A 25,384-nucleotide genomic window follows, 5' to 3' on the forward strand; every position below is an offset into this window, starting at 1 on the left:
CAGGCTATTTTGACGGGTCGGTGTGCTGGCGTCCAGCCAGTTCGCGCAGCCATTTGCGATGGTGGCGGAAGGCCCAGCCGCCGGTGACGGTACCGCGCGTCATCGCGCGGATCGTGCCGCGCGTCCAGATCGCCGCATAGACATGAACGATGAAGATAAGGATCGCTCCGACCGCGGCCAGCGCATGCACGGCGACGGCGACGCGGCGCACAGGGATGGAAACGAGGTGCGGGAAATACTGCTCCCAGATCATGATGCCCGTCGTGACGAGCACGATGATCAGCGCGGACATGCCCCAAAATACCAGCTTCTGTCCCGCATTGTACTTGCCGAGCTCGGGCAACTTGTCTTCGTCGCCCTTGAGCATGTCGCCGATCTTCAGGCTCCATTCCACGTCCTCGCGTCGCGGCAGGTTGAGCTTCCACATCTGCACGAAGAGCAGGAGGAAACTTGCCACCAGCACCAGGCCGACGATGGGATGCAGCCAGCGCGTTGTCTGCCCGCCGCCAAAGAGGCCGGTCAGCCAGAACAGGGATGGGTGGAAGAAGGAGAAGCCGGAAAGGAGGAGCAGGATCATGCAGAGCGCGGTGACCCAGTGATTGAGCCGCGTAATGCCGCGATAGCGGCTCACCAGGACCGGGTGCTTCGTTTCGATCTTGTCGCCGGGGGCCGAATAGATCCGTTTCTCGGTCATCAAACCTCCCTGCCGCCAGGCATCTGGCCGGCATCGTCGACGAGGTCCTCTGCCTCCTCCTCCTCGTGCTCCGTCACCTCGTTCGCCCGGGCGAAAAGGCCGTGCAGCAGCGCGCCGGCTGCGGCAATGCCCGCCACGGCAAGGCCAACCGTCTTGGCCGGCCCCTTCCAGCCGCGCACCACGGGTGATATCTGCGGATCGTCGGGCAGACCAGCATAGAGCGAGGGCTGGTCGGCGTGGTGCAGCACATACATGACATGGGTGCCGCCGACGCCTTGCGGATCGTAGAGGCCGGCATTGTCGTAACCGCGCGATTTCAGATCCTCGACGCGCTCCTCGGCAAGCTCGATCATGCTCTCCTTGGTGCCGAAGGTGATCGCCTTTGTGGGGCACGCCTTGGCACAGGCCGGGCCCTGACCGACGGCGACGCGATCCGAACAGAGTGTGCATTTCTTCGAGACGTGTGCCGTCTTGGAGATGCGCGGGATGTTGAAGGGACAGCCCGCCACGCAATATCCGCAGCCGATGCAGTTGTCGGAGATGAAATCGACGATGCCGTTGGAGTACTGCACGATCGCGCCAGGGGCAGGGCACGCCTTGAGGCAACCCGGATCGGCGCAATGCATGCAGCCATCCTTGCGGATCAGCCATTCCAGCTCGTTGGTCTTCGGGTTCTCGTATTCCGTAAACCGCATGAGGGTGAACATGTCGGGCGTCAGATCATGCGGGTTCTCGTAAACCCCGACATTCTCCTCCACGTCCGGATGAGTGTCGTTCCACTCGATGCAGGCCGACTGGCAGGCCTTGCAGCCGATGCACTTCGACACGTCGATCAGCTTGGCGACTTGGGTGAGCTGTCGTTCGGGCGCAGGCAGGTCGCTCGTCGCCGAAGCTTTGATGACGTCTCCAGGCAGGAGGTTCGACGGCAAGGGCTGGAGTGGCGGGTTGGCCGCTGCCGTCAGAGGTTCCGGTGCGCGTTCGCTCATGACGAGGCCTCCTCCGCCGCCGGCTCGATATTGACAAGGAAGGCCTTGAACTCCGGCGTGTCTATGTTGGCATCGCCGACGAAGGGGGTGAGGCTGTTCGGCCCGAACCCCTTGCGCGCTGCGCCCATGAAACCCCAATGCAAGGGAATGCCGACCACATGCACCGTCTTGCCGCCGCACATCAGTGGGCGGATGCGCTTCGTGACCACGGCTTTCGCCCAGACCTCGCCGCGCTTGCTCCAGACCCGTACGCGCCCGCCCTTGGCGATGCCGCGCTCGGCCGCCAGCTCCTCGCTGATCTCCACGAAGAATTCCGGCTGCAGCACGGCGTTCACGCGGTTGTGCTTCGTCCAGTAATGGAAGTGCTCGGTCAGGCGGTAGGAGGTAGCGACGAAGGGATAGTCGGCACTGGTGCCGAGCTGCTCCACGTCGTTCGGGAAGATGCGGGCGACCGGGTTGCCACGCAGCTTCGCGTTGAACGGGTTCTCGACCGGGCTTTCGAAGGGCTCCATGTGGATGGGGAAGGGGCCGTCGCGCATCAGCTTGCGCGCAAACAGCCGGGCGGTGCCTTCCGGCGTCATGATGAACGGCATCACCGTTTCGGGTTTGGCCGTCACCGCGATATCCGGCACGTCGAAGCCGGCCCATTTCTCACCGGTCCATTCAATCAGCTTGCGGCTCTCGTCCCACGGCTTGCCTGCAAGATCGCAGGAGGCGCGGTTGTAGAGGATGCGGCGGTTTGCCGGCCAGGCGAAGGTCCAGTTGAGAAAAGTACCAATATCGCCCGGATCGCTGTTGTCGCGCCGCGCCATCATGTTACCCTCCTCCGTCCAGGAGCCGGCATAGATCCAGCAACCGGACATGGTGGAGCCGTCGTCGCGCATCACGGCAAAATTCGGCAGGAGCTTGCCAGCCTGGACCAGCACTTTTTCCGGATCGGCGGGATCAGTGAGGGTCTGGAGCGCCCGCCCGTTCATCTCCTGCGCCAGCTCCGCGGGCTCAGGGTCGTAGGGATCCTTGTAGTCCCAGGAAAGGTTCAGGATCGGTTCGGGACAGACCCCGCCCTCTCTGCGGTAGAGTTCACGCACCCTGAGGAAGATGTTCGCCAGAATCCAGGTGTCGTGCTTGGCCTCGCCCGGAGGCGTCGCGCCCGGCCAGTGCCATTGCAGCCAGCGGCCCGAATTGACCGTCGCCCCCTCGTCCTCGGCAAAGCAGGTGGCGGGTAGCTGCAACACCTCGGTCATGATCTTTGAGGAGTCCACGTCGTTGTAGATGCCGTGGTTTTCCCAGAAATGCGCTGTCTCGGTCTCCAGCGGGTCGATGGTGACGAGCAGCTTCAGCTTCGACAGGCCCTCCGTCAGCTTCGCCCGATTGGGGAAGGAGAGCAGCGGGTTGAAGCCCTGGCAAAAGTAGAGGTTCACCTCGCCGCGGCTCATCATGTCGAACATGCGCAGGATGTCGTAGTAGGGTACGTCGAGCTTCGGCAGCCAGTCGAAGCCCCAGTCGTTCTCCTTCGTCGCGGCCTCGCCCCACATGGCCTTCAGGAAGCTGACCATGAATTTCGGCGTGTTTTGCCAATAGCTCGTCTGGCCGGGAACGAGCGGCTTGTTGCCGCGCGTCGACATGTAGGTTGCGTAGTCCGGCTCCTTCTCCGTTGCCAGGTTCATGTAACCCGGCAGGGTGTTGGAGAGCAGGCCGATATCGGTGAGGCCCTGGATGTTGGAGTGGCCGCGCAGTGCGTTCACCCCGCCGCCCGGCAGGCCGACATTGCCGAGGATCAGTTGCAGCATAGCCATGCCGCGGATGTTCTGCGCCCCTTTGGAATGCTGGGTCCAGCCGAGCGCGTAGAGCGAGGTCATCACCTTGTCGCGCGCCGCGGTCGCGCCGATCATCTCGCAGATCTTCAGATAGCGATCCTTCGGCGTGCCGCAGATGTTCTCCACAAATTCAGGCGTATAGACGGCGACATGCTGCTTCAACAGGTTCCAGACGCAGCGTGGGTCGGAGAGCGTCGGGTCGGCCTTCACCGTCCCGTCCGCGTTCATCTGATATTCCCAGGCGGTGCGATCGTAGTCGCGTTTTTCCGCATCATAGCCGGTGAAGAGGCCGTCAGCCCAGGCGAAATCCTCGCGCACCAGGTAGGTGGCGTTGGTATAGGCCTTCACATAGTCCCACTGCACCTTGTCCTTCTCGATACAGTAGCGGATGGCGCCCATCAGGAATGCGATGTCGGAACCGGGACGGATCGGCGCATAGACGTCAGCGACCGAGGCCGTGCGGTTAAAGCGCGGATCGACGACGATCAGTCGGGCGCCGCGATGGTGTTTTGCCTCCGTCACCCATTTGAAGCCGCAAGGATGCGCTTCCGCCGCATTGCCACCCATGACGATGACAAGGTCAGTGTTCTTGATGTCGGTCCAGGCGTTCGTCATTGCGCCGCGGCCAAAAGTTGGAGCCAAACTGGCTACCGTGGGGCCGTGTCAGACGCGTGCCTGGTTATCGAAGCCGACGACACCCATGGACCGGACGGTCTTGTAGGTCAGCCATCCGGTCTCGTTGGTGCCGCCCGAGGCGGCGAGGAAGCCCATGGTCGTCCAGCGGTTGACTGTGACGCCGGCCGCGTTCTTCTCGATGAAGTTCGCGTCGCGGTCGTCCTTGATCGCCCGGGCGATCTTGTCGAAGGCCTCCTCCCAGGAGATGTCCTCCCAGCGGTCAGCGCCGGGTGCCCGGCGGCGCGGCTTCGTGGCGCGGGTCTCGGACTTCACGAAGTCCTTGAGCGCCGCGCCCTTCGGACAGAGCGTTCCGCGGTTGGTAGGATGGTCGGCGTCACCCTCGATGTGGATCAGCTCGGCCGTCTCTCCGGCACTGAGGTCGCCCTTGGAGTACATCAGAATCCCGCAGGCGACCGAACAGTAGGTGCACACATTGCGGGTTTCAGTGGTCGTCGCCAGTTTGAACGCGCGGACATGAGCGGCTGTCGCGGCCTCCGCGGCCCCGAAGCCCATGGCTCCGAGCGAGGTTGCCGCCGCTCCCGCGCCGGCGAGCTTCAGGAAGCTGCGGCGGGAAAGATCGATGTTCATTCGCTGTCCTCGTACCTGCCTTGCGGATCGGTCGAAGCTTGATCGTCTGCCTTGCTGCCGGACCTGTCAAGGTAGGACTTCGGATGAAAGCCATGGTCTTGGGAGCAACGATGGGCCATGATCGCGGTGACGACGCCTGCTGCTGCCTGCGCGGAGAAGGAGTTCCTGCCGATGTCCGACACGGTCGTTCCTGACGAGCCCCGCCTCACGTCGCTTGCCCATGGCGGGGGGTGCGGCTGCAAGATTGCGCCTGGCGTGCTCTCGGAGATTCTGCGCGGCCGGGCGGCTCTGCCAGTACCGCCGGATCTGCTGGTGGGGATAGAAACGTCTGACGATGCGGCCGTCTACCGCCTTAACGACAGCCAGGCTATCGTCGCGACGACCGATTTTTTCATGCCGATCGTCGATGATCCGCATGATTTCGGCCGGATCGCTGCGACCAATGCAATCAGCGATGTCTATGCCATGGGCGCCAGGCCGCTCTTCGCGCTGGCGCTGGTCGGTATGCCGGTCAACACGTTGTCCACTGCAACGATCGGTGCCATCCTCGACGGGGGTGCCGTCGCCTGCCGGGCGGCGGGTATTCCCATTGCGGGGGGGCATACGATCGATTCCGTCGAGCCGATCTACGGTCTTGTCGCGCTTGGCCTTGTTGACCCGGCCCGGATGAAAGGCAATGCCGGTGCGCGGCCGGGTGATGTGCTGATCCTTGGTAAACCGCTCGGTGTCGGCATTTTCTCGGCGGCATTGAAGAAGGGCGCGCTCGACGCGGCCGGTTATGCACGCATGATGGAGACGACGACGCGTCTCAACACGCCGGGGCCGGACCTTGCGTTGCTCGACGGCGTGCACGCGATGACGGATGTGACCGGGTTCGGTCTTGCCGGCCATGCTCTCGAAATGGCGCGCGGGGCGGGTTGCCAGTTGCGGATAGAATGGTCCAGCGTGCCACTTCTTGAAGGCGCTCGTGAACTTGCCGGCAAGGGGTTTGTCACCGGCGCGTCCGGGCGCAACTGGGCAAGCTACGCCGCGGATGTGGCCTTCGTTCGTGACATGACCACCATTGATCAGGCTCTTCTCTGCGACCCCCAGACGAGCGGCGGCCTGCTCGTTGCCTGTGACGCGGCTGGGACCGCGGCGGTTCTCGATATCTTTGCCCGGCACGGCTTTAGCGCGGTGGCCATCGGCGAAGCCGTGCAGGGAAAGGCCGGGCTCTCGATCGTCTGAAGCCTCACCCAATCAGCAGCCTACGCCGTGATGGCAGCAGTACCAGATCGTTGGGACGGCGGCGGCGATGCTTGCCTCGTGCCGATGAACAAGTTTTGAAGTGCCACCGCTTCCGGCGGCCAGTACGGTTAGCCAAAGGAGCCTGTGGCGGTCTATCGGGGCGGTTGGTCAGGTTCGCAAAGGCCGCGCGCCAGTTTGAAATCCAGCCCGTCGCCGAGGCGGGCCATCAGCTGCTCTGGCGCAAGAGGCGGAGAAAACAGGTAGCCCTGGCCAAAATCGCAGCCATAGGCCAGCAACTGTTCCAGCTGCGCCTGCGTTTCGATACCTTCTGCGACCACCGTCATGCCAAGCGCGTGGGCAAGACCGATGATTGCGCGAACGATCGTACAGGTGTCCTGCGCGCTGCTCATGCGGGACACAAAGCCGCGGTCGATCTTGATGCGGTCGATGGGAAAGCGGCCGAGGTGGGAGAGCGAGGCATAGCCGGTTCCAAAGTCGTCAAGGGCAATGGAGAAACCGGCGGTGCGCAGGGTCTTCAGCCTCCGGGCGATCTCATCACCGGCTTCATCGAGCAGGATGTTCTCGGTCAATTCGATTTCGACGTCGCCCGGCGTCAGGCCATGGCGATGAACGGCGGCCTGCAGCATAGGCACAAAGCCGACCTGCCGTATTTGTGCGGAGGCGATGTTGATGGCGACCGGGCCTGTCTCCATGCCGTTTTGCCGTAGGCTGCCGATCGCCTCCAGGGCCTTGTTCAGGACCAGATTGCCGAGATCGCCGATCAGACCGCTTTCTTCGGCGATGGCGATGAAGTCGGAAGGGCTGACCGCGCGCCCTTCGTTCGTCCAGCGCGCCAACGCCTCGAAGCCGGTGAGCCTGTGATCGGAGAGCGTAAATTGCGGCTGCAGCGCGACGTCAATCGCGCCGCGCGCCACCGCGCTGGTCAGCGCTGCGGTAAGGCGGCGGCGCTGCTCGACATGGGCGCGCATGGCACGGGTGAAGATGCGATAGGTCCCGCGACCCTCAGCCTTGGCACGATAGAGGGCCATGTCGGCCTTGCGCAGCAAAACCTCCAGCGCGTGGCCGTCTTGGGGGAACCGTGCGATGCCGAGACTGAGCCGCGGGGCAAGGCTACGGCGCTGGACCATTGCCGGGCGCTGGACCGCGGCCAGCAGCCGCTGCGCGAGGGCGTCGATACTGTCACGCCTGCCGAGCTGCGGCACGACGACGGCGAACTCGTCACCACCGAGCCGCACGACCGTGTCCGAGCGGCGGAAGGCTTCCGTCAACCGCTGTGCAATGGTCTTGAGCAACGCGTCGCCGGCTGCGTGCCCCATGGAGTCGTTGATCTGCTTGAAACCGTCGAGGTCCATGACCACGAGCAGGCCGCTGGTTTGATTGCGCCGACAGGCCGTGACCGCCTCTTCGAGCCTCTGGGAGAGTACCGATCTGTTCAGGAGCCCGGTAAGCGGATCGTGTTCGGCCAGGAACTTGATGGCCGATTCCGACCGCTTCAATTCGGTAATGTCGGTACGTGTTCCGACGATGTGGCCTGAGGTGGAGCGGCGCTCACGGATCTGTATCCACCGGCCGTCGGCAAGCTCCTGTACCGTGCTTCGGCCGGGATTGCGATGCGCGCGCAGCCGCGCGCGAAGCCAGGCCTGATGGGACTCGCCCGTATTGCGCGGCAGAACGTACTGCCCCTTCGCCAGGCCGTGCTGCAGGATCGATTCAAAGCTCGCGCCGATCCGGATCGCTTCTGCAGGATGCATGTGAAGGTTTGCATAGGAGCGATTGAAGAGCACGAGGCGGTCGTTCGCATCAAAGGCGGCAATCCCGTCTGGCACCGTTTCCATGACATCGACAAGCAACGCCTCGGTACCGCGTCGCCGTTCGACCTCCTCGTGCAAGGCCTGTTCGGCGGCTTTGCGCTTGGTGATATCGTAGCGGATCGAGATATAGGCCTCTACCCGTCCATCGGAACCGACCAGTGGCACGATGGTTGTATCCACCCAATAAAGATTGCCATCCTTGGCACGGTTGCAGATCTCTCCGTGCCAGACCTGACCATAGGCGATCGTTCTCCACATGCCCTCGAAAAACGCCTTCGGGTGGTGCCCGGAATTGACGAGACGGTGCGGTTGCCCGATAAGCTCGTCTTCCCGGTAGCCGCTTACTGCGCAGAATTGCCTGTTGGCGGAGAGGATCCTGCTGCGCCGGTCCGTGACGGCGACGATGGCGTGCCGATCAAGCGCCGCCTGATAGGCACCCAGCAGCTTTGTCAGGCCGCTTCCCTTGTCATCTGTGCGGGCGCTGGCGTTTTGCTGTAGCATGCCGATGATTCCGCTCCCCTTCAAAATCTCGTCGCGCTCGGATTGGTGCTCGAATGTGTCGGATGGCTGCATGTATTCTGACAATTCATGCAATGGCAGATCTTCCATTGACGGCTCCAGCAGGGAACAGGCCGCACATCATGCCGGTGCGGGCACCATGTTATATTAGGGATTGATTTAGGTTATTGGGTTATTAAGGAATTTTGACAGGTAAATTCGGGGCTGACCCATTGAAAGAAAAAGACAATTCTATGGGCCCACTGCGTAACAGGATCCTCGACTCCATCCGGCCGCAGGCGCAGGAATTCTTTCGAACGCATGCAGACATCAAGCCGATGAACACCGGCGACGTCATTTTCGAAGATGGCGCGCCTGTCACGCATGTCGTCTTCCCCCATGAAGGCGTCGTGTCGATCATCGCAGAGATGAGCAACGGCAGAAGCGTCGAGAAATCCTCGATCGGCCCTGAGGGATTCCTTGGCTTCAGCCTGATCATGGGCGGCGGCAGCTCGCTCGGCCGCTCGGTCGTGCAGGTGCCCGGCCAGGCCTCCTGGGTGACGATTGCCGATCTCGACGTTGCGCTCGAAGAATTCCAGTGCGTCCGCGAAATCATGCTGCGATACGCCAAGTCGCACACGGTGCAACTGATGGAGTCCGTTGCCTGCAACAGCCTGCACACCGCCGAACAGCGCGTTGCCCGCTGGTTGCTGCATGCGCATGACAGGGTCGAGGGCGATACCTACAGCGTGACCCAGGAGGCGATCGCCATGTTGCTTGCGCTGCGTCGGGCGACGGTCAATGCCATCTGTACCGACCTCATGAATGCCGGCGCGATCTCCTACCATCGCGGATCGCTGCGGGTGACCAACCGGGCAGTCCTGCACGAGCGAGCCTGCGAGTGCTACGAGCGCATCCGTCTTGCATCGCTGTAAGGCTGTGTGGAAAGCGCCTTTTCGGCGCGTGGGGGTGACGGTCGCGCGGATTGTCATGCCGTCATCGCCAGCGGCGGAATGATGGCCTCGCGAGAGGTGCGGAACCGGTCGACAACGCTTGCGAGCCCTTCTGCCTCGCGCGCGAGGGCGCGACTGGCAGAACTGTTTTCCTCGATCATCGCCGCATTTTGCTGTGTTGCCTCGTCGATCTGTGCGATCGCCGTGGAAATCTCGCGGATTCCGTTGGCCTGTGTCTGCGTTGAGGTGGCGATGCCGCCAACGAGTTCGTCCATCTTCTGGACGGCGTTGGTGATGCCGGTCAGCCATTCCCGTGTTTCGCCGACAAGTTTCACGCCCTCGGCGACCTGATCGGAGCTCGATTTGATCAGCGCGGCTATTTCCCTGGCGGCATCCGCCGACCGCTGGGCAAGGGCGCGTACCTCCTGCGCGACGACGGCAAAGCCCTTTCCGGCTTCACCGGCACGCGCCGCTTCAACGCCGGCATTGAGTGCAAGAAGATTGGTCTGGAACGCGATTTCGTCGATGACCTTGACGATCTGGGACACCTTGCGCGACGACGCGTCGATCTCCCCGATGGCTGCGACGGTCTTGCCGGCCAACACGGTGCTGGCTTCCGATTGGCCGCGAATTTCGGCGACGGCGCGCGAGGCTCCTGCGGCGCTGTCCGTCGTCATCTGGCTGCCGGTGGCCAGTTCGGCAATTGCCGTCGCAATCTGCTCCAGCGCGGCTGCCTGCCGCTCGCACTGACGGCTTGCCGTTTCCGAGGCGCTGGCGATCTCGGTTGTGCCGTTTCTGATGTTTCCGGAGGCGTCCCGCACCGAAAGGATGATCGCGCGAAGATCGTCCACCATGTCGTTGAAGTTTTCGACCAGATGCCCTGACCGCGCCGAAGCGGCGACATCGATGGAAACGCCCAGATCTCCTTGGGCGAGCTGCTGCAAGGCAGCGGCAACCCGGCCCAGCGTTTCCTCTTCCTGCTGCTCGGCCGCCTGCCGGCGCTCCTCCAGCTTGTCGAGATACACAGAGATGGCCAGTTCCATGTCGAGGAGGGCCGCCTTCACCACGACGGCGACTTCTTCGCCAAGGCCGGTCGTCACAGCGCCCGGCCGACGCGAGAAGAGCTTGCGCTTGCTGGGAAGGGCCGTCGGGGCGAGAAGCGCCTTGACGAGATGGTCGAGAACCAGTGCGTAGCCGCCTATATACCATTGGGGCGCAAGGCCGATACGAGCGTGGACCGAGCCGATCGCCCGGACGGCATCGAGATATTCGGGCGTGTAACCGCCGCTCAGGATAAGGGCCCAGTGGCCTTCCTGGCGCTTACCCGCCTCTGCCATCTTCTCGTTGCCGGCGAAAAACCGAAGTGTCTGCGGCGTCGCGCGAACCTTGTCGTAGAAGATATCCAGTGCTGGCCGTGTTTCCTTCATGACGCGGTCGGCAACCGCTTTGAGCAACTGCCGCTCACGCGGTCCAAGCCCGATGAAATCAAGCCTTTCCTGCAATTCCCCACCCGCTGCATCGTCTTTGGCCATTGTCCTCCCCTCAGGTTCAATGAACGATTCCGTACGTACGATACCGTACATTTCTGAGGGTTAACGTTACGTTACCTATTTTGGGTTGTGGCAGGTGGTATCTGCCTTGGTCCGGCCGAGTATTGGTCTTCTCCAGTGGAACATGCGGGTACCCGAAGCCGCTGGCGCGCCACTCAGGACCAGTTCAACGGGATGCGTGGTCTGCTGGACCTGTGTGCCTGCTGGGAGCATCATACGTCGGCAACGAAAAGTGGATTGAAATAAATTCAATCCGTGCGGTTCTGGGTATGAAATACTGGGAAACATAAAGTTTCCTACGCGATGGTGAGTTTATGCACCAAAACTTGGAATGAAATTGCTTTGACGCTTGCTTGAACCGCTCATACGCTTTGAAGCGTTTCAATTGGCGGGGAAGTGATGAAAAAAGGGCGTCCCACCATTACGGATGTTGCTCGTGCTGCCGGGGTTTCTGTCGGCACGGTGTCCAATTTTCTGAATGGAACGGTTCCCGTCAAAGCGGAGACCGCCGAAAAGATCCAGGAGGCGGTTCAGAAGCTTGCCTACCGTCCGAGTGTGTTTGCCCGCTCGTTGCCGATGATGTCCGCGCGGGCCGTGCAGAAGGCCGAGGGGCATCCGCGCCTCCTGGTCGTCGGTCATATCTGCGTCGATTATCTCTGCCGGGTGCCGGTATTGCCGCACCGCGATGACCGGGTCGCGGCAAGCCATATCGACAAGGCGCTCGGCGGCCCGGCCGCAAACCTCGCCGTCGCCGCTGCTGCCGTCGGTGATCCCTATGGATTGCAGATCGATCTCGCCACCGCTGTTGGCGACGACGCCGACAGCGAGTGGGCGATGGCTGAGCTTCTGGTGCGAGGCGTGAACGTGTTGCCGATCCGTCGGCCGGCCAGTGGGCGCTTGCCACGCGCTATGGTGATCATCGAAGCCAATGGCGGCCGGACGATCATTCACGAGACCTTCGAGCTCAGCGAGGTCGACCTCACCGCCAATCTCGACATCACGCCCGGTGCGGTGCGTTCCTGCCTGCATATCGAAGGGTTTCATTACGAGCGGATGATGCCGTCGATCAGCCGGTTTCACGATGCGGGCTGGAATGTCAGCCTGCATACGGCGGGCCTGCCGGAGGGATCGCGCAATCCGGACGCTTTTGCCCGCATGATCAGCCAGGTGGACCTGACCTTCATCAACGACGATACGCTGCGCGAGGTTTTCGCCATCCGCACGCCGCTCGCCTCGATGATCGAGGAAGCCGGACGCACGATCGCACGGGTAAAGCCGCGCGGCGACGTCGTGCTGACGCTTGGTGAATTCGGCGCCGTCGTCTTCCGCAAAAGCGGTGATCCGCCGATCGAAGTTCCTGCCCTGCCGGTCAGCCGGGTCGATGCGACGGGCGCAGGCGACGCTTTTGCTGGAATATTCCTGAGCCTTTGGCTGCATGGCCGCCCTCTGGTGGACGCAGCGCGCCACGCCGCTGTCGGTGCCAGCCTGACGACGACGGCGGAAGGGGCGCAGGGACACCCGGCGAGCGCAGGCGAACTTGAGGCGTTGCTTTCCGCCGTGGAGGCGAAGGCTGTTTGATTTTCAAGACAATACGGAACGCAAAGATAAGGAGAGCGACATGGTGACGAAGGTTTTGCTGGTGGGAGAGAGCTGGGTCAGCTCGGCGACCCATTACAAGGGGTTCGACCAGTTCGGCAGCGTGACCTTCCATCTGGGTGCCGAGCCGCTGGTCGCCGCGCTTCAAGGTGAGGAATTCGACGTCACCTATATGACGGCGCATGACTGCGTCGAAAAGTTCCCCTTCACGCTGGAAGGGCTTTCCGCCTATCAGGTCATCCTGCTGTCCGATATCGGCGCCAATTCGCTGCTCCTGCCCCCGTCCGTCTGGCTGCACGGCAAGGCGGTTCCCAATCGGCTGAAGATCATTCGCGAGTGGACTGCGGCCGGCGGTGGCCTGGTGATGGCGGGTGGCTACTTCTCGTTCCAGGGCATCGACGGCAAGGCCCGCTGGCGCCGCACGCCGGTAGAGGAGGCACTGCCTGTCACCTGCCTTCCCTATGACGACCGGTTGGAAATCCCGGACGGGTTCAAGGCTGTCGTCACAGGCCCGAAGAACCATCCGATCCTCGACGGTATCGAAGGTGAATGGCCGCTGCTCCTCGGTGCGAACGAGGTGGCCGCCAAGGACGACGACGGCGTCGAAGTACTCGCCCGACTGCCTGAAGAGGAGGGCGGTCACCCGCTTCTCGTGACCGGCAACTATGGCAGGGGCCGCACCGTCGCCTGGACTTCGGACATCGGACCGCACTGGGTGCCGAACGAGTTTGTCGCCTGGCCCGGGTACGCGGCGATCTGGAAGAACATTCTTCGCTGGGCCAGTGGCGCCAAGTGATCCATCGCAGGGGATAGTTCGATGACCGTTCCATTTCTCCGCGCAACGGGAATTACCAAACGCTTCGGCGCGCTCACCGCGCTGAAGGATGTCGATCTCGACATCAACGGCGGCGAGGTCCTGGCGCTTCTCGGTGACAACGGCGCCGGCAAATCAACCTTCATCAAGATTCTCGCCGGCGCACATCCGCAAAGTGACGGGGATTTGCTGGTCGAAGGCCAGTCGGTCCAGTTCGCCTCGCCGAAAGACGCTGCGAACTCCGGTATTGCGACGATCTTTCAGGAGCTCGCCCTGTCAGAAAACCTGTCGATCTCCGAGAACGTCTTTCTCGGGCGAGAACTCAAACACTCGGTTCTCGGCATTCCGTTCCTGCGGCGCAAGGCAATGCGGGACCGGGTGGACGGCCTGCTCCACGAGCTCGACGCTCATATTTCCGACCCGGAGGCGCCTGTCGGCAGTCTCTCGGGCGGCCAGCGCCAGGCGGTTGCCATCTGCCGGGCGCTCAATCTCAATGCCAGGCTCGTCATCATGGACGAGCCGACCGCGGCGCTTGCCGTCGCCGAAACGCGCAAGGTGCTGCAGCTCACCCGCCGGCTCGCCGGTCGCGGCTGCGCCGTGGTCCTGATCAGCCACAACATAGCCGATGTCTTCGAGGTTGCCGACCGCATGGTCGTCTTCCGCCGGGGCCGAAAGGTCGCCGAGCGGAGGAAAGAGGAAACCACCCCCGAAGAGATCGTTTCCCTCATCACAGGCGCCCATCCCGACGTGCGGGCGCTTGAACAAAACAATCGATAAAGCGCGTCCAACCGTTCCAGAGAGGTTCCAGATGTTCCCGAAATTCAAGCAGGTTCTCGCCGCTTCCGCATTGACGCTTGCCATCGGCGCCACCGCTTTTGCGCAAGACAAGCCGAAGGTCGCCTTCGTGCCGCAGCTGATCGGCATTCCGTATTTCAATGCCATGGAGGCCGGCGGCAAGCGCGCGGCGGAAGAGCTGGGGGTCGAATTCATCTATTCGGGTCCCGTCGATACCAACCCGGTCGATCAGCTGCAGATCGTGCAGAATCTGATTGACCAGGGCGTCAATGCCGTTTCCGTCAGCGTGCTCGATGCCTCCGCCATCGCACCAGTGGTCGAGGCGGCGAATGCAAAGGGCGTCAAGCTCTTCACCAGCGACAGCGATGCGCCGGACAGCGGTCGCGCGGTCTATGTCGCACAGGCCACAGACGAGGGGCTGGGTGCCACGATCATCGACGAACTGGTCAAGCGCGTGGGAGACGATGCCAAGATCGGCATCGTCTCGGGCGAGGCGACGGCCTCCAACCTCAATGCCTGGATCGGCTTCATGCAGAAACAGGCGAAGGAGAAATATCCGAAGTTGACGCTGCTAGAGCCGCAATATGCCGGCGGCACGGCCCAGCGTGCGGCACAGATCGCCGGTGATCTGATGACCGCCAATCCCGATCTGAAGGGCATCATCGCGGTTGCCTCCTCGACTTGCCCGGGCGTCGCCCAGGCGATCGAAACGGCCGGCAAGATCGGTGCTGTCGTGGGGACCGGCTACTGCAGCCCAAACACCGCGCGCGCCTACATCAAGAGCGGTTCCTTCGGCTTCTCTGTGCTTTGGGATCCCGCCCAGCTCGGTTACCTGACAGTCTGGGCCGGCAAGCAGCTGATCGACGGCAAGGCCTTTGAGGCTGAGAACACCGTGCCGGGTTTTGCCTCGCCGGTCACCTACAATGCCGACAGCGGTGTACTGCTGCTTGGCCCGCCGGCCGTCTTTACCGCTGACAACGTCGACAAGTTCGACTTCTAAGGCCGGGTCGTTTCTGCGATGCGACCGTCAAGTCTCCGTCTTTTCGCCATCGGCGGACGTGAATGGGCGCTGCTCGGTGCCGTCATTCTCGCCTCGATCGTCTTTTCTGTCGCCTCGCCCTACTTCGCGACGGCAGGCAATGCAGCGACCATCGTCCGCAACAGTACAGAGCTGATGCTGGCTGGTCTTGGCATGACCCTGCTGCTCGCGATGGGAAGTATCGACGTGTCGATCGGCATCCTCATGGGGCTTGCCGCCATCGCTGTCTCCCATGCCCTGCTGGCGTCGGTGGCGCCGGCGCTGGCCTTGCTGGTCGGCCCGGTGACAGGCGCAGGCCTCGGCATGGTGACGGCGCTCGTCGTCGTCCTCGGCCGTGTGCCGGCCATCGTCGGCACACTCGGCTTGCTCGGCGTTTACCGCATGGGGGTCTTCGTGCTTCTCGGTGGCCAGTGGTTGTCCGGCCTGCCTGCGGGCCTGACGGAGCTGCTGTCGAGGGCGTTGTTCGGCATCCCACTCTCTGTCTTCGTCATCGGGCTCGCCTATCTTGCGGTCTGGCTGGCACTGCGGCGCACCGCCTATGGGCCCCATCTGCTCTCGATCGGCAATGCCGAAGAGAAGGCGCGTCTGTCGGGCGTGCCGGTGAACAAGGTCAGGGTCGCCACCTTCGTGGTCAGTGGCGTGCTGACGGGCCTTGCCGCCAGTTTCTACGTGGCCAATTACCGGAACGTCGAAATGGCTATCGGCAGCACACTGGCGCTCGACGCCATCGCGGCCGTCGTACTCGGCGGTACGAGCATCCTGGGTGGGCGCTGCAGTCTTCTTGGCACGGCGCTCGGTGTCATCCTACTGCGTGTCCTGCAGAACGGCCTTCTGCTGGTCGGCGTGCCTTCGCTCTGGCAACCGGTTGTGACCGGCGCGCTGCTGATCGGTGTGCTTGCGCTTGAGGTGCCGGTGTCGCGCCTCGGCGAGATGAAGACGAAGTGGATGCCGCGATGAAGAGCCTTCTCAAACCGGCCGCCTCCAGCCGTATCATCCTTCTGCTCACCGTTCTTTGGGTCATCGTCATCGTGTTTTTTGCGGCCCTCAAGCCGACGATGTTCAGCGCGTCCACGGTAACGACGGTCCTGCAGTTCTCCACCATCCTGGCGCTCGTTTCGCTCGGCCAGTGCCTTGTCATCCTTGCTGGCGGTGCCGGTATCGACTTGTCGGTCGGCGGTATCGTCTCACTGTCGGTCGTGCTCGCCATGCTCGCGGTCAAGGCGGGGCTGCCACCGGTGTTTCTGCCGGTCGCCTGCGTCGTCACCGGCCTGCTGCTTGGCCTGGTGAACGGCTTTCTCGTCACCCGCCTGAGGATCCTGCCGCTGATTGCGACGCTCGGCACACTCTTTGTCTATTCCGGCCTCGCGCTTGCGCTGACCGGAGGGGCGGCGCAAGCCGGCGTACCTGCCTGGCTGCTTCCCTGGGGCCGCGGCATGGTGTTCACGCTGCCGATGCCCTTCGTCACGCTGGTCTTGCCCGTCTTCGCAATCGCCGCGGTGCTGCTGCTCTACAGCGCCTGGGGGCGGTGGCTGTTCGCCATGGGCTTCAACGAGCGATCGGCGCGCCTCGTCGGCATTCCCGTCGATCGCGCCCGTCTCCTCGTCTACGGCCTGAGCGGCTTCCTCGGGGGGGTGGCGGGGTTGGTTTCTCTCGCCTGGCTCGGAAGTGCGCGACCCAATATTGGGCAGAACCTGGAGCTTGAATCGCTGACGGCCGTCATGCTGGGCGGTGTCGCCATCACCGGTGGCGTGGGCGGGGTCGGCGGGGTTATCGCCGCGGTGATCCTGCTTGTCACGCTGAAGACCGGGCTTCTGCAACTCAACGTCAACACCGTCTGGCAGGTCGGCATCGTCGGGGCACTCCTGATCGCCGTGCTGCTGGTCGACCGCCTTTCAAAACGCTGGAGTTAAGCATGTCATCCATCGAACAGCAGATCGCCGATCGCGTCGAGGCCGCCGAAGAGCGCATCGTCAGGACACTGAGCGATCTCGTCTCCTTCGCGTCGATCGTGAAGTCGAACCCAAAGGAGGCGGGACCTGGTGAGCGCGACTGCCAGCTCTATCTGCAGAAGCGGCTGGAGGCACTCGGCTTTGCGACCGACCTCTGGGACCCGGACGGCCCGGCGCTCTATGCCAAGTACCAGGGGCGCCCCGGCGCCAACAAGGGCCGTACCTTCGAGGGGCGTCCGAATCTCGGCGGCGTTCTGAAGGGAACCGGTGGTGGTCGCTCGATCATGCTGACCGGGCATATCGACGTTGTGCCGCCGGGTGCGGCCGAGCATTGGACAACCGATCCGTTCACGCCCGTCTTGAAGGATGGCTTCCTGCACGGCCGCGGCACCGTCGACATGAAGGGCGGCGTCGCCTGCATGCTGATGGCGGTCGAAATTCTCAAGGAAATGGGACTTGAGCTGAAAGGCGATGTCGTCTTCACCACGGTGGTGGACGAGGAGATCGGCGGCATGGGCTCACTTGCGATGGTCGATCGTGGTTTCAAGGCTGATGCCGGCATCATGACCGAGCCGACGGCAAACCGCATCGCGCCGCTTTGCCATGGTATTCTCTGGGGCAGGATCATCATCGATGGGATCGGTGGCCATGCCGAGCTGACGCCGAATGCCTGGTATACGAGCGGACCGGTCGATGCCGTGCAACTCTGCCGCCAAATGCTCGACGGTATCGATATCCTGAACCGTCGTTGGATGTTCGACCCGAAGAAGAACCACCCGCTGATGGACCTGCCGAACCAGATCATCGTCACGCAGATGAGTGCTGGCGAACACCCGTCCTCGATGGCCGGCCGTGCCGAGATCATCATCGACGCGCAATACCTGCCGAGCGAGAAGGACGAATTCGGTCTCGGCGGTCACGTGAAGCGCGAGATCGAGGAGCACGTCCGCCATGTCTGCCAGGCCGACCCCTATCTGCGGGAGCATCCCGCCCGTGTCGAGTGGATCCTCGATGCCGATTGTGCGGAAATCCCGGCCGACAGCCCATTCGTCTCGATCTTCCAGGAGGCGGTCGCGACTGCCGATCTGTCACCGGTTCTGTCAGGTTTCGGCGCCCACAGCGACATCGGTCTTCCGACAGGGCTCGGCAACACGCCGACGGTAAATTTCGGTCCTGGCGACCCGGCGCAGGCGCACCAGCCGAATGAACGTGTCTCCGTGCGCGACCTTGTCGACTGCACCAAGGCGATCGCCCTTGCCGTTCAAAAATGGTGCAACTGACGGGCATTCCCCCGAAGTCCGCTTCCGGTCCGCAATTTGCGAGTGCTTCCCATGGCCGCCCGGAAAATGCGACATGTTCAATGTGCCCCCGTCCCGTTGTCGGAGCGAGGGCACTCCTTTGCTCGTTCCCGTTCGGCAGCCTGCCGTTCCGGCCTTTTCAAGGCCGCATCGACCAGGCCTTGCCTAGTTTCCAAGCCGGCCCACGATCATCTCCGCAATCGGGATGGCCGAGGTGGCTGCGGGTGAGGGAGCATTGCAGACGTGCAGCATGCGGTCCGTTTCCGCGAAGAGGAAGTCGTGAATGAGCGTGCCGTCCTTGCGCACGGCCTGGGCACGTATGCCGGCTTCGTAGGGCAGAAGGTCCGAAAGCGTCAGGCTCGGGCAGTATTTTCTGCACTCCGCCAGATAGCCCGGTTTCCAGAGCGAGTTGCGCAGTTCCGTCACGGCCGATTTCCGGTTGGCGAACACGGTTTTCCAGAAGCCGGGGAACAAGGCGTAGTCGGCCATGTCGGCAAGGTTGATGGAAAGGCGCGGGTAGCCCTCGCGCGCGAAACCGATGACGGCATTGGGCCCGACCGTCACGCTGCCGTCGATCATGCGTGTGAGATGCACGCCGAGGAAGGGCAAATCGGGATCCGGGACGGGGTAAATGAGGTGGCGGACGATGTCGTTCTTGTCGGCAGGCAGGCGAAAGTATTCCCCCCGAAACGGCACGATGCGGTGCTCGATCGGAAGGCCGGCAAGCACCGCAAGCCGATCTGATTGCAGGCCGGCGCAGGCGACCAGTTTCTTCGCCTGCCATGTCTGCCCGTCGGAGGTGATATCAACGACATCGATCGTTTCGCGGATGCCCGTGATGCGTGTCGAAAGGCGGATATTGCCGCCGAGTGCCTTGATGCGCCGTCCCATCGCCTGGCAGACCTCGGCATAGCTGACGATCCCGGTCGAAGGGACGAAGAGCGCCCCGCGACCGCGAATATGCGGTTCGCGCTCCCGCAATTCGCCTTCGCTGACGCGATGCACCTCGATCGTGTTCTGCTTTGATCGCTCATAAAGAGCGTCCATGCGCTGTATCTCAAGATCGGAGGTGGCGACGAGCAGCTTTCCGCAGACCTCAAACCGGATGCCGTTTTCGCTGCAGAAGGCCTTGGTGGCTTCAGCGCCCTTGCGGCAAAGTTCCGCCTTGAGACTGCCGGGCGGATAGTAGATGCCGGCGTGGATGACGCCGCTGTTGTGGCCGGTCTGATGCTTGCCGAGCGCGTCCTCCTTTTCGATGAGGATGAGGCTGCTGCCCGGCTTGTTTTCGAGAAGGCGCATTGCCGTTGCCAATCCAACGATGCCGCCGCCGACAATGCAGTAGTCGAAGATCATATGTCGTGTCCTTGAGGCAGTTTTTCGCGAAAGCGCGTCGCAATTTCCTGCCTGGAATTGGGTGTAAACGAAGCGTCCGCCTGCCTATCCGCGTGCTGCTTCGTGATTGCTGTAGCCGAAGTAAGCTTCTTCCAACGCGTGGCCGTCTGCAAGATCGCTTGCCGTCCCCTCCAGCGCCACATGCCCATTGCGCAGCACATAGATGCGCGAAGCAAGGTCGAGAATGCGGGCGGTGGATTGTTCGACGACGAGAAGCGTCAAGCCGTCGGCATTGAGCTGGCGCAGGCTGTCGTAGACCTGATCGATGACGAGGGGGGCGAGGCCAAGCGATGGCTCGTCGATCATCATCAGTGAGGGCCGTTGCAGAATGGCGCGTGCAATGGCGAGCTGCTGCTGTTCACCGCCAGACAGATGGCCGGCAATGCCGCGATAGCGGTTCCTCAGAATCGGGAAAATGGTGAGCACACGTTCCAGGTCGACCGCCGCTTCTGCCTTGTCCTTGCGGATCATACCACCGAGCAAGAGGTTCTCCTGCACCGTCAAAGTGCGGAAAATGCTCCGACCCTCTGGCACGAGTGCGAGCCCCTTGCGGCACAGTTTTTCCGGCGGCTGGCCGGATACGCTTTCGCCCCTGAAGGTAAGCGTGCCGCCGGTCGGCGCCATGAGTCCGGAAATCGTCTTCAGAAGCGTGGACTTGCCGGCCCCGTTGGGGCCGACGACGAAGACGATCTCGTCCTTTCGAACCTCAAGATCGACGGATTTCAAGGCAGCAAGCCGGCCGTAGCCGGCGGTGAGGCCGCGGATTTCAAGCATGTCGTTCCCCTTTGGCGCGGTTGTGATCTCGGATGGAAATCGCAGGACCACACCGTTTTTTGCCGTTGACAAAAAAAATCTAACCCGCATTCTGTCTTCTGTCCACAGAGGACTATGTGCAAAAAATCAGGCCGGGCAACGCCACGGCTGAAGGGGAACGACGATGAAATCTGTTGCTGTGGCCGCCTCGGCCGCAATCGCCCTCCTGTTGCCGGTGACCAGCGTTCAGGCCGAAGAGCCGATCAAGATCGGCTTTGCCATCGCGGAATCCGGCTGGCTTTCGAACTATGACAGCGCGCCTTTCAAGGCCGCCGTCATGAAGATCGAGGAAATTAACAAGGCCGGCGGCCTCCTGGGTCGCCAGATCGAATATTCCGTCATGGACACCAAGACGGAGCAGGCCCGCGCCGCAACCGTCGGCGCGCAACTCGTCGATGGCGGCATCGATATGCTGGTCGTCTCCTGCGACTACGATTTCGGCGCACCGGCGGCGCTTGCCGCCAAACAGGCGGGCAAGATCGCCTTTAGCCTGTGCGCGGCCGATCCGAAGATGGGCGTGCAGGGCGTTGGCCCGCTCGCCTTCACCGCCAACAGCGCGGCGCAATCGGAAGGCATCGCCATTGCCGAATACGGCCAGAAGAAGATGAACCTGAAGTCGGTCTACGTGCTGGAAGACCTGACGATCGAATACAACAAGTCGGCCTGTGCCGGTTTCCGCGCGGCCTGGGCGGCCGGCGGCGGCGAGGAAACGATCCTCGGCAACGACACGTTCAAGAACGACGACCCGTCGATCGCCTCGCAGATCACCCGTCTCAAGGGCCTGGCAACGCAGCCAGATGCGGTCTTCGTCTGCTCATTCACGCCGGGCGGGGCTTCGGCCGTGCGCCAGCTTCGCGCTGCCGGCATCGATCTGCCGATCCTTGCCAACACGGCGATGGTCGACAATTACTGGCTGAACGCCGTGCCAGGCCTCAAGGATTTCTACCTGCCCGCCTTCATGTCGCTCTACGGCGACGACCCGCGGCCGGAAATGAACACGTTCCTCGAAAGCCACAAGGCGCGTTACGGCGAGCCGCCGGTCTCCTCCTATTCGGTTCTGGGCTATAGCCTCATCGAACAGTGGGCCTATGCGGTCGAGCAGGCGAAGACGACCGAGTCCGAAGCCGTGGTCGGCGTCATGAACACCTTCAAGGACCAGCCGTTCACCGCCGGCCCGACATCCTTCACCGATCAGCTTCATATCCAGGTCGACCGTCCCTGGCTGATCATGAAGGTCGAGAACGACTCCTTCCGCGCCGTGGAAGTCTACCGGAATTCGTTCAAGCCGGACATGAAGCTCCTGTTCCGCGTCGGTCAGTAACCGGCAGCGATCCGTCGGCTGCATGGCGGTGCAGCCGACGGCACCAAAATCTCCAAGCAAATTCATAGCCGAGCTTACGAATAGGTCTCGCCCGATATGTCACGTCCATCGAAAGAACGGCTGGAAGCCCGCGGCGTTGCCGTCGCCTTTGGCGGCATCCGGGCCTTGAGCGGGGTCGACCTGGAGATCCGGCGCGGCGAAGTGCTCGGCCTGATCGGCCCGAACGGCGCCGGCAAGACGACCATGGTCAATGTCCTGAGCGGCTTCCAGCGCCCGACCAGCGGCAGCATCAGCCTCGACGGCATCGACGTTTCCAAGCTCACCGCCCGCAAGATCGCCCAGGCCGGTGTCGGCCGCAGTTTCCAGGCGGCGCGTCTCTTTCGGGCGATGACGGTGGAGCAGAACCTTTCGGTCGCCGCGATCGGCAGCGGGCTTTCACGCAAGGCGGCCCTAGAGCGGGCGCGCGAAATCCTCGACTGGATGGGCCTTGCGAAAAAGGCCGAGCACCGCTGCGACAGCCTTTCCTATGGCGATGAGCGCCGTGTCAGCATCGCCCGGGCGCTCGCCTTGCAGCCGTCCTTCGCGCTGCTCGACGAGCCGGCCTCCGGCATGAACGACGCGGAATGCGAGGCGCTGATGGAGGTGATTGCCGAGCTGCCGGCGCGCTTCGGCTGCGGCGTGCTGCTGATCGAACACAATATGAAGGTGATCATGGGCGTGTGCCAGCGCATCCATGTGCTCGACGGCGGCCAGAGCCTCGCCGAGGGCTCGCCCCAGGACATCCAGAAAAACCCCGCCGTCCGCCGCGCCTATCTGGGCGAGAAGGCGACAGACAGCACGCTTGCGATCTAGGAACAGGACGCCATGGCCAATATCGTTCAGGTTCTCGTCGATGCCATCGCGCTGGGCAGCCTCTATGCCCTCGTCGCCCTGGCGATCGGCCTCGTCTTCGGCGTCATGCGGCTCGTCAATTTCGCCCAGGCCGACTACATCACCATCGGCGCCTATGCGCTGGTCGTGCCGACGGCGAGCGTCACACCGCCGCTGCTGCTTGGTGCGCTGCCCGCAGCGCTGATGATCGGAGGTGTGCTGTTCGTGGTCGTCGTGCTGGCGCTCCTCACCGAGCGCGTCGCCTTCCGGCCGTTGCGCAATTCCAATCCGTCGACGCTGCTGATCTCCTCCTTCGCCGTCAGCTATTTCCTGCAGAACCTCGTCATGCTCATCCACACCGGCCGGCCGAAATCGGTCGGCATCGGGCAGGGCTTGGCCAATGCGGTGGAGATTGGCGGCGTGCGCGTTCCTGGCATCCAGCTCCTCACCATGGTCGTCACCGCCGGCCTGCTCGTCGCGCTCGTGCTCTTCCTCAAGAAGACGCCGCTCGGCATCCAGATGCGGGCGGCGGCGGAAAATTTCCAGATGGCCCGCCTGCTCGGCATGCCGGCAAACCGGGTGATCGCACTTGCCTTCGCCATTTCCGGCCTGCTCGGCGGCGCCGTCTCGCTGCTCCTGACGATCCAGACGGGCACGCTCGACTTGCGCATGGGCCTGATGCCCGTCGTCTACGCCTTCTTCGCCACCGTCATCGGCGGCATGGGCTCCTTGCCGGGCGCGGCACTCGGCGGGTTCCTTGTCGGCGTCGCCAGCGTGCTCCTGCAAACCTATCTCCCGGCCGATCTGCGCCCCTTCCGTGATGCAGGCGTGTTCATGATGGTCATCCTGATCCTCCTCGTGCGCCCGCAGGGCCTTATCGTCACCAGCGCCGCGAAGGAGCGCGTGTAATGAAGAGCGATACCATGTCCTTCGCAACGATCGGCCGCTTCTGGTTTCCGGTGCTTGCCCTCGTCTTACCGCTTGCGATCATCGTGGTGGTGACAGGCCAGTTCGGGGGCCTCTCCATCCAGCGCACCGTCATCGAAATGCTGATCAGCATTGTCATCGTCGTCGGGCTCTACGTCTTCGTCGGCAATTCCGGCATCATCTCCTTCGGCCACGCCACCTTCATGGCGATCGCCGCCTATGCCTCGGCGTGGCAGACGTGCTGCGAGATGCTGAAGCCCATCACCATGTCCGGTCTGCCGCCGTTCCTGCGCGACCAGAGCATTCCGCTCCTGCCGTCCGCCGTGGTCTCGGTGCTGCTTGCCGGCGGTGCCGCCTTCCTCACCGGCCTCGTCATCATGCGGCTCACCGGCCTCGCCGCCTCGATCTCCACGCTCGCCGTGCTGTTCATCCTGAACGTCGTCTATTCCAACTGGGACAGCGTCACGATGGGGTCTGCTTCGATCGTCGGCCTGCCGACCTATGTCACGGCCTGGCTGGCGCTCGGCTGCGCCGTCGTCGCCATCGTCATCGCCTACCTCTACCAGGTCTCCGCCTTTGGCCTCGCCATCCGGGCGACGCGCGAAGATGAGGTCGCGGCCGCCGCCGCCGGCATATCGCTCTACTGGTCGCGGCTGATCGCCTTCACGCTGTCCGGCTTCCTCGTCGGCCTCGGCGGGGTGTTGCAGGCCCACTATCTCGGAACTGTCTCGATCAACAGTTTCTTCCTGAGCTTCACCTTCCTGGCGCTCGCCATGCTCATCGTCGGCGGCATGGGTAGCCTGGCCGGCGCAGTGGTCGGCGTCGTCGTCATCACGGCGATGGTCGATATCTTTCGTCGGCTTGAAGGCGGGATTTCGATCGGCGGCGAGCAGTGGTCGCTGCCGGCGGGCACGCAGGAGCTTATCATCGCGGCCTTTATGCTGTTGATACTGGTCTTCCGCAAAGACGGAATCATGGCAGGGCGAGAAATGACCCTGCCGGGGCAGGAAAAACGCGAGAAAGGGCTCATCAATGGCTAACAACCTCCTCTTCAATACGGACGAACCGGTCGGCATCATCGACAACCGCATGCTCTCCGACCAGGTTTCGACCTTTCTCGTGCGCGAACTGATCTTCGGTCGTCTTCAGCCCGGCCAACGCATCAACGAGGCGGAGCTGGCCCGCCAGCTCGGTATCAGCCGCAATCCCATCCGCGAGGCGATCCGCCGGCTGGAAGAGCGCGGCCTGCTCGTCGCGGTCCCCCGCAAGGGTACCTTCGTGCGCACCTTCCTGCGCAACGATATCGACGAGATCTTTTCCTTCCGCGTCGTGGTCGAGCGTTTTGCCGTGGAGCAGGCGCTGCCGCAGATGACGGATGCCGACATCAACCGCATCGCCGGCTTCGTCGACGCCATGATTGCGGCGGCCAACACGAATGACGAAATCGCCCTCGTCGAAAACGACCTCGCCTTCCATCTCGAGATCTGCAAGCTCTCGAAGAACCGCCAGACGCTGCACGCCTTCACCAACATCCAGGCCGAAGTGCAGATGCTGATCACCATCGCCGAGCGCCAGTTCGAGAGCCAGATGGCGGCGGCGGTCGATCACTGGCCGGTCGTCGAGGCGCTGCGCAGCCGCAATCCCGAAAAGGCGATGGACGCCATCCGCGATCACATCCGCGATTCCTGGCGCCATCTGCTTGAAGCTTACGAGCGGGAAAAACCCCGCTCGTCCTGATCCATCCATGAGA

The 25,384-nt window shown here is 62.9% G+C and carries 21 protein-coding genes; 14 read left to right on the forward strand and 7 right to left on the reverse strand.

The annotated features are described in order from the left end of the window. Positions 1-4 precede the first annotated feature (4 nt). The 3 genes from AKG11_RS25565 to fdnG are packed head-to-tail and all read right to left on the reverse strand — an operon-like array spanning position 5 to position 4,760. A complete protein-coding gene (locus tag AKG11_RS25565) occupies positions 5-694 on the reverse strand; it encodes a formate dehydrogenase subunit gamma (protein ID WP_023512732.1) in 690 nt (229 codons plus the stop codon). Continuing rightward, positions 694-1,680 carry a formate dehydrogenase subunit beta gene (gene fdxH / locus AKG11_RS25570; RefSeq protein WP_050745964.1) on the reverse strand — a complete coding sequence of 329 codons (987 nt, stop codon included), beginning with the start codon at positions 1,678-1,680 and terminating at the stop codon, positions 694-696. Before fdxH ends, AKG11_RS25565 begins: the two co-directional genes overlap by 1 nt. Beyond that, positions 1,677-4,760 (reverse strand): formate dehydrogenase-N subunit alpha, encoded by a 3,084-nt coding sequence (gene fdnG / locus AKG11_RS25575; RefSeq protein WP_082342651.1) that lies wholly within the window; start codon positions 4,758-4,760, stop codon positions 1,677-1,679. Before fdnG ends, fdxH begins: the two co-directional genes overlap by 4 nt. A 171-nt stretch (positions 4,761-4,931) precedes the next feature. On the opposite strand from fdnG, the gene selD reads away from it, so the two are divergent. Continuing rightward, positions 4,932-5,987, forward strand: a complete 1,056-nt coding sequence (gene selD, locus AKG11_RS25585; protein ID WP_050746048.1) for a selenide, water dikinase SelD — start codon at positions 4,932-4,934, stop codon at positions 5,985-5,987. Between the two features lie 152 nt (positions 5,988-6,139). Here selD and AKG11_RS25590 read toward each other — a convergent pair whose 3' ends face one another. Then, complete coding sequence (locus tag AKG11_RS25590) at positions 6,140-8,428, reverse strand: putative bifunctional diguanylate cyclase/phosphodiesterase (RefSeq protein WP_082342653.1); 2,289 nt, start codon at positions 8,426-8,428, stop codon at positions 6,140-6,142. 143 nt (positions 8,429-8,571) lie between these two features. Here AKG11_RS25590 and AKG11_RS25595 point away from each other — a divergent pair, with 143 nt between their 5' ends. Beyond that, a complete protein-coding gene (locus AKG11_RS25595; RefSeq protein ID WP_024269905.1) occupies positions 8,572-9,252 on the forward strand; it encodes a Crp/Fnr family transcriptional regulator in 681 nt (226 codons plus the stop codon). A gap of 53 nt (positions 9,253-9,305) precedes the next feature. Here AKG11_RS25595 and AKG11_RS25600 read toward each other — a convergent pair whose 3' ends face one another. After that, on the reverse strand, positions 9,306-10,802 hold the full coding sequence (locus tag AKG11_RS25600) for a methyl-accepting chemotaxis protein (protein ID WP_023514104.1): 1,497 nt from the start codon (positions 10,800-10,802) through the stop codon (positions 9,306-9,308). A 417-nt stretch (positions 10,803-11,219) separates the two neighbouring features. Here AKG11_RS25600 and AKG11_RS25605 point away from each other — a divergent pair, with 417 nt between their 5' ends. Genes AKG11_RS25605 through AKG11_RS25635 form a run of 7 tightly spaced genes read left to right on the forward strand, consistent with a single transcriptional unit; the run spans position 11,220 to position 18,293 of the window. Further along, positions 11,220-12,398: a carbohydrate kinase family protein gene (locus tag AKG11_RS25605; protein WP_050745967.1), complete on the forward strand. Its 1,179-nt coding sequence runs from the start codon at positions 11,220-11,222 to the stop codon at positions 12,396-12,398. A 40-nt stretch (positions 12,399-12,438) separates the two neighbouring features. Then, on the forward strand, positions 12,439-13,212 hold the full coding sequence (locus tag AKG11_RS25610) for a glutamine amidotransferase (protein WP_023514399.1): 774 nt from the start codon (positions 12,439-12,441) through the stop codon (positions 13,210-13,212). Between the two features lie 21 nt (positions 13,213-13,233). After that, complete coding sequence (locus AKG11_RS25615) at positions 13,234-14,007, forward strand: ATP-binding cassette domain-containing protein (protein WP_023514398.1); 774 nt, start codon at positions 13,234-13,236, stop codon at positions 14,005-14,007. Between the two features lie 31 nt (positions 14,008-14,038). Continuing rightward, a complete protein-coding gene (locus tag AKG11_RS25620; protein ID WP_023514397.1) occupies positions 14,039-15,025 on the forward strand; it encodes an autoinducer 2 ABC transporter substrate-binding protein in 987 nt (328 codons plus the stop codon). 18 nt (positions 15,026-15,043) lie between these two features. Further along, positions 15,044-16,021, forward strand: coding sequence for an ABC transporter permease (locus tag AKG11_RS25625; protein WP_050745968.1), 978 nt, complete (start codon positions 15,044-15,046; stop codon positions 16,019-16,021). After that, positions 16,018-16,974: an ABC transporter permease gene (locus AKG11_RS25630; protein WP_050746049.1), complete on the forward strand. Its 957-nt coding sequence runs from the start codon at positions 16,018-16,020 to the stop codon at positions 16,972-16,974. Before AKG11_RS25625 ends, AKG11_RS25630 begins: the two co-directional genes overlap by 4 nt. A gap of 2 nt (positions 16,975-16,976) precedes the next feature. After that, on the forward strand, positions 16,977-18,293 hold the full coding sequence (locus AKG11_RS25635) for a M20 family metallopeptidase (RefSeq protein ID WP_050745969.1): 1,317 nt from the start codon (positions 16,977-16,979) through the stop codon (positions 18,291-18,293). A 183-nt stretch (positions 18,294-18,476) separates the two neighbouring features. Here AKG11_RS25635 and lhgO read toward each other — a convergent pair whose 3' ends face one another. After that, positions 18,477-19,661 carry an L-2-hydroxyglutarate oxidase gene (gene lhgO, locus AKG11_RS25640; protein ID WP_197284021.1) on the reverse strand — a complete coding sequence of 395 codons (1,185 nt, stop codon included), beginning with the start codon at positions 19,659-19,661 and terminating at the stop codon, positions 18,477-18,479. A gap of 87 nt (positions 19,662-19,748) precedes the next feature. Continuing rightward, positions 19,749-20,477: an ABC transporter ATP-binding protein gene (locus AKG11_RS25645; protein ID WP_050745971.1), complete on the reverse strand. Its 729-nt coding sequence runs from the start codon at positions 20,475-20,477 to the stop codon at positions 19,749-19,751. Positions 20,478-20,640: 163 nt separating this feature from the next. On the opposite strand from AKG11_RS25645, the gene AKG11_RS25650 reads away from it, so the two are divergent. From AKG11_RS25650 to AKG11_RS25670, 5 genes are all read left to right on the forward strand, one after another. Next, positions 20,641-21,837, forward strand: coding sequence for an ABC transporter substrate-binding protein (locus tag AKG11_RS25650; protein WP_050745972.1), 1,197 nt, complete (start codon positions 20,641-20,643; stop codon positions 21,835-21,837). Between the two features lie 96 nt (positions 21,838-21,933). Beyond that, positions 21,934-22,689: an ABC transporter ATP-binding protein gene (locus AKG11_RS25655; protein ID WP_050745973.1), complete on the forward strand. Its 756-nt coding sequence runs from the start codon at positions 21,934-21,936 to the stop codon at positions 22,687-22,689. 12 nt (positions 22,690-22,701) lie between these two features. Then, positions 22,702-23,616, forward strand: coding sequence for a branched-chain amino acid ABC transporter permease (locus tag AKG11_RS25660; RefSeq protein WP_023514949.1), 915 nt, complete (start codon positions 22,702-22,704; stop codon positions 23,614-23,616). Beyond that, positions 23,616-24,674, forward strand: a complete 1,059-nt coding sequence (locus tag AKG11_RS25665; protein WP_245290214.1) for a branched-chain amino acid ABC transporter permease — start codon at positions 23,616-23,618, stop codon at positions 24,672-24,674. The genes AKG11_RS25660 and AKG11_RS25665 overlap by 1 nt, the downstream gene beginning before the upstream one ends. Further along, positions 24,667-25,371 (forward strand): GntR family transcriptional regulator, encoded by a 705-nt coding sequence (locus AKG11_RS25670; RefSeq protein WP_050745974.1) that lies wholly within the window; start codon positions 24,667-24,669, stop codon positions 25,369-25,371. The genes AKG11_RS25665 and AKG11_RS25670 overlap by 8 nt, the downstream gene beginning before the upstream one ends. Positions 25,372-25,384 lie beyond the last annotated feature (13 nt).

The organism is Shinella sp. SUS2 (assembly GCF_001262505.1).
Taxonomy (GTDB): Bacteria; Pseudomonadota; Alphaproteobacteria; order Rhizobiales; family Rhizobiaceae; genus Shinella.

Coding starts and splice junctions, on each gene's coding strand:
- AKG11_RS25565 (WP_023512732.1), bottom strand. CDS start 694: ATGACCGAGAAACGGATCTATTCGGCCCCCGGCGACAAGATCGAAACG.
- fdxH (WP_050745964.1), bottom strand. CDS start 1,680: ATGAGCGAACGCGCACCGGAACCTCTGACGGCAGCGGCCAACCCGCCA.
- selD (WP_050746048.1), top strand. CDS start 4,932: ATGTCCGACACGGTCGTTCCTGACGAGCCCCGCCTCACGTCGCTTGCC.
- AKG11_RS25590 (WP_082342653.1), bottom strand. CDS start 8,428: ATGGAAGATCTGCCATTGCATGAATTGTCAGAATACATGCAGCCATCC.
- AKG11_RS25595 (WP_024269905.1), top strand. CDS start 8,572: ATGGGCCCACTGCGTAACAGGATCCTCGACTCCATCCGGCCGCAGGCG.
- AKG11_RS25600 (WP_023514104.1), bottom strand. CDS start 10,802: ATGGCCAAAGACGATGCAGCGGGTGGGGAATTGCAGGAAAGGCTTGAT.
- AKG11_RS25605 (WP_050745967.1), top strand. CDS start 11,220: ATGAAAAAAGGGCGTCCCACCATTACGGATGTTGCTCGTGCTGCCGGG.
- AKG11_RS25610 (WP_023514399.1), top strand. CDS start 12,439: ATGGTGACGAAGGTTTTGCTGGTGGGAGAGAGCTGGGTCAGCTCGGCG.
- AKG11_RS25615 (WP_023514398.1), top strand. CDS start 13,234: ATGACCGTTCCATTTCTCCGCGCAACGGGAATTACCAAACGCTTCGGC.
- AKG11_RS25620 (WP_023514397.1), top strand. CDS start 14,039: ATGTTCCCGAAATTCAAGCAGGTTCTCGCCGCTTCCGCATTGACGCTT.
- AKG11_RS25625 (WP_050745968.1), top strand. CDS start 15,044: ATGCGACCGTCAAGTCTCCGTCTTTTCGCCATCGGCGGACGTGAATGG.
- AKG11_RS25630 (WP_050746049.1), top strand. CDS start 16,018: ATGAAGAGCCTTCTCAAACCGGCCGCCTCCAGCCGTATCATCCTTCTG.
- AKG11_RS25635 (WP_050745969.1), top strand. CDS start 16,977: ATGTCATCCATCGAACAGCAGATCGCCGATCGCGTCGAGGCCGCCGAA.
- AKG11_RS25645 (WP_050745971.1), bottom strand. CDS start 20,477: ATGCTTGAAATCCGCGGCCTCACCGCCGGCTACGGCCGGCTTGCTGCC.
- AKG11_RS25650 (WP_050745972.1), top strand. CDS start 20,641: ATGAAATCTGTTGCTGTGGCCGCCTCGGCCGCAATCGCCCTCCTGTTG.
- AKG11_RS25655 (WP_050745973.1), top strand. CDS start 21,934: ATGTCACGTCCATCGAAAGAACGGCTGGAAGCCCGCGGCGTTGCCGTC.
- AKG11_RS25660 (WP_023514949.1), top strand. CDS start 22,702: ATGGCCAATATCGTTCAGGTTCTCGTCGATGCCATCGCGCTGGGCAGC.
- AKG11_RS25665 (WP_245290214.1), top strand. CDS start 23,616: ATGAAGAGCGATACCATGTCCTTCGCAACGATCGGCCGCTTCTGGTTT.
- AKG11_RS25670 (WP_050745974.1), top strand. CDS start 24,667: ATGGCTAACAACCTCCTCTTCAATACGGACGAACCGGTCGGCATCATC.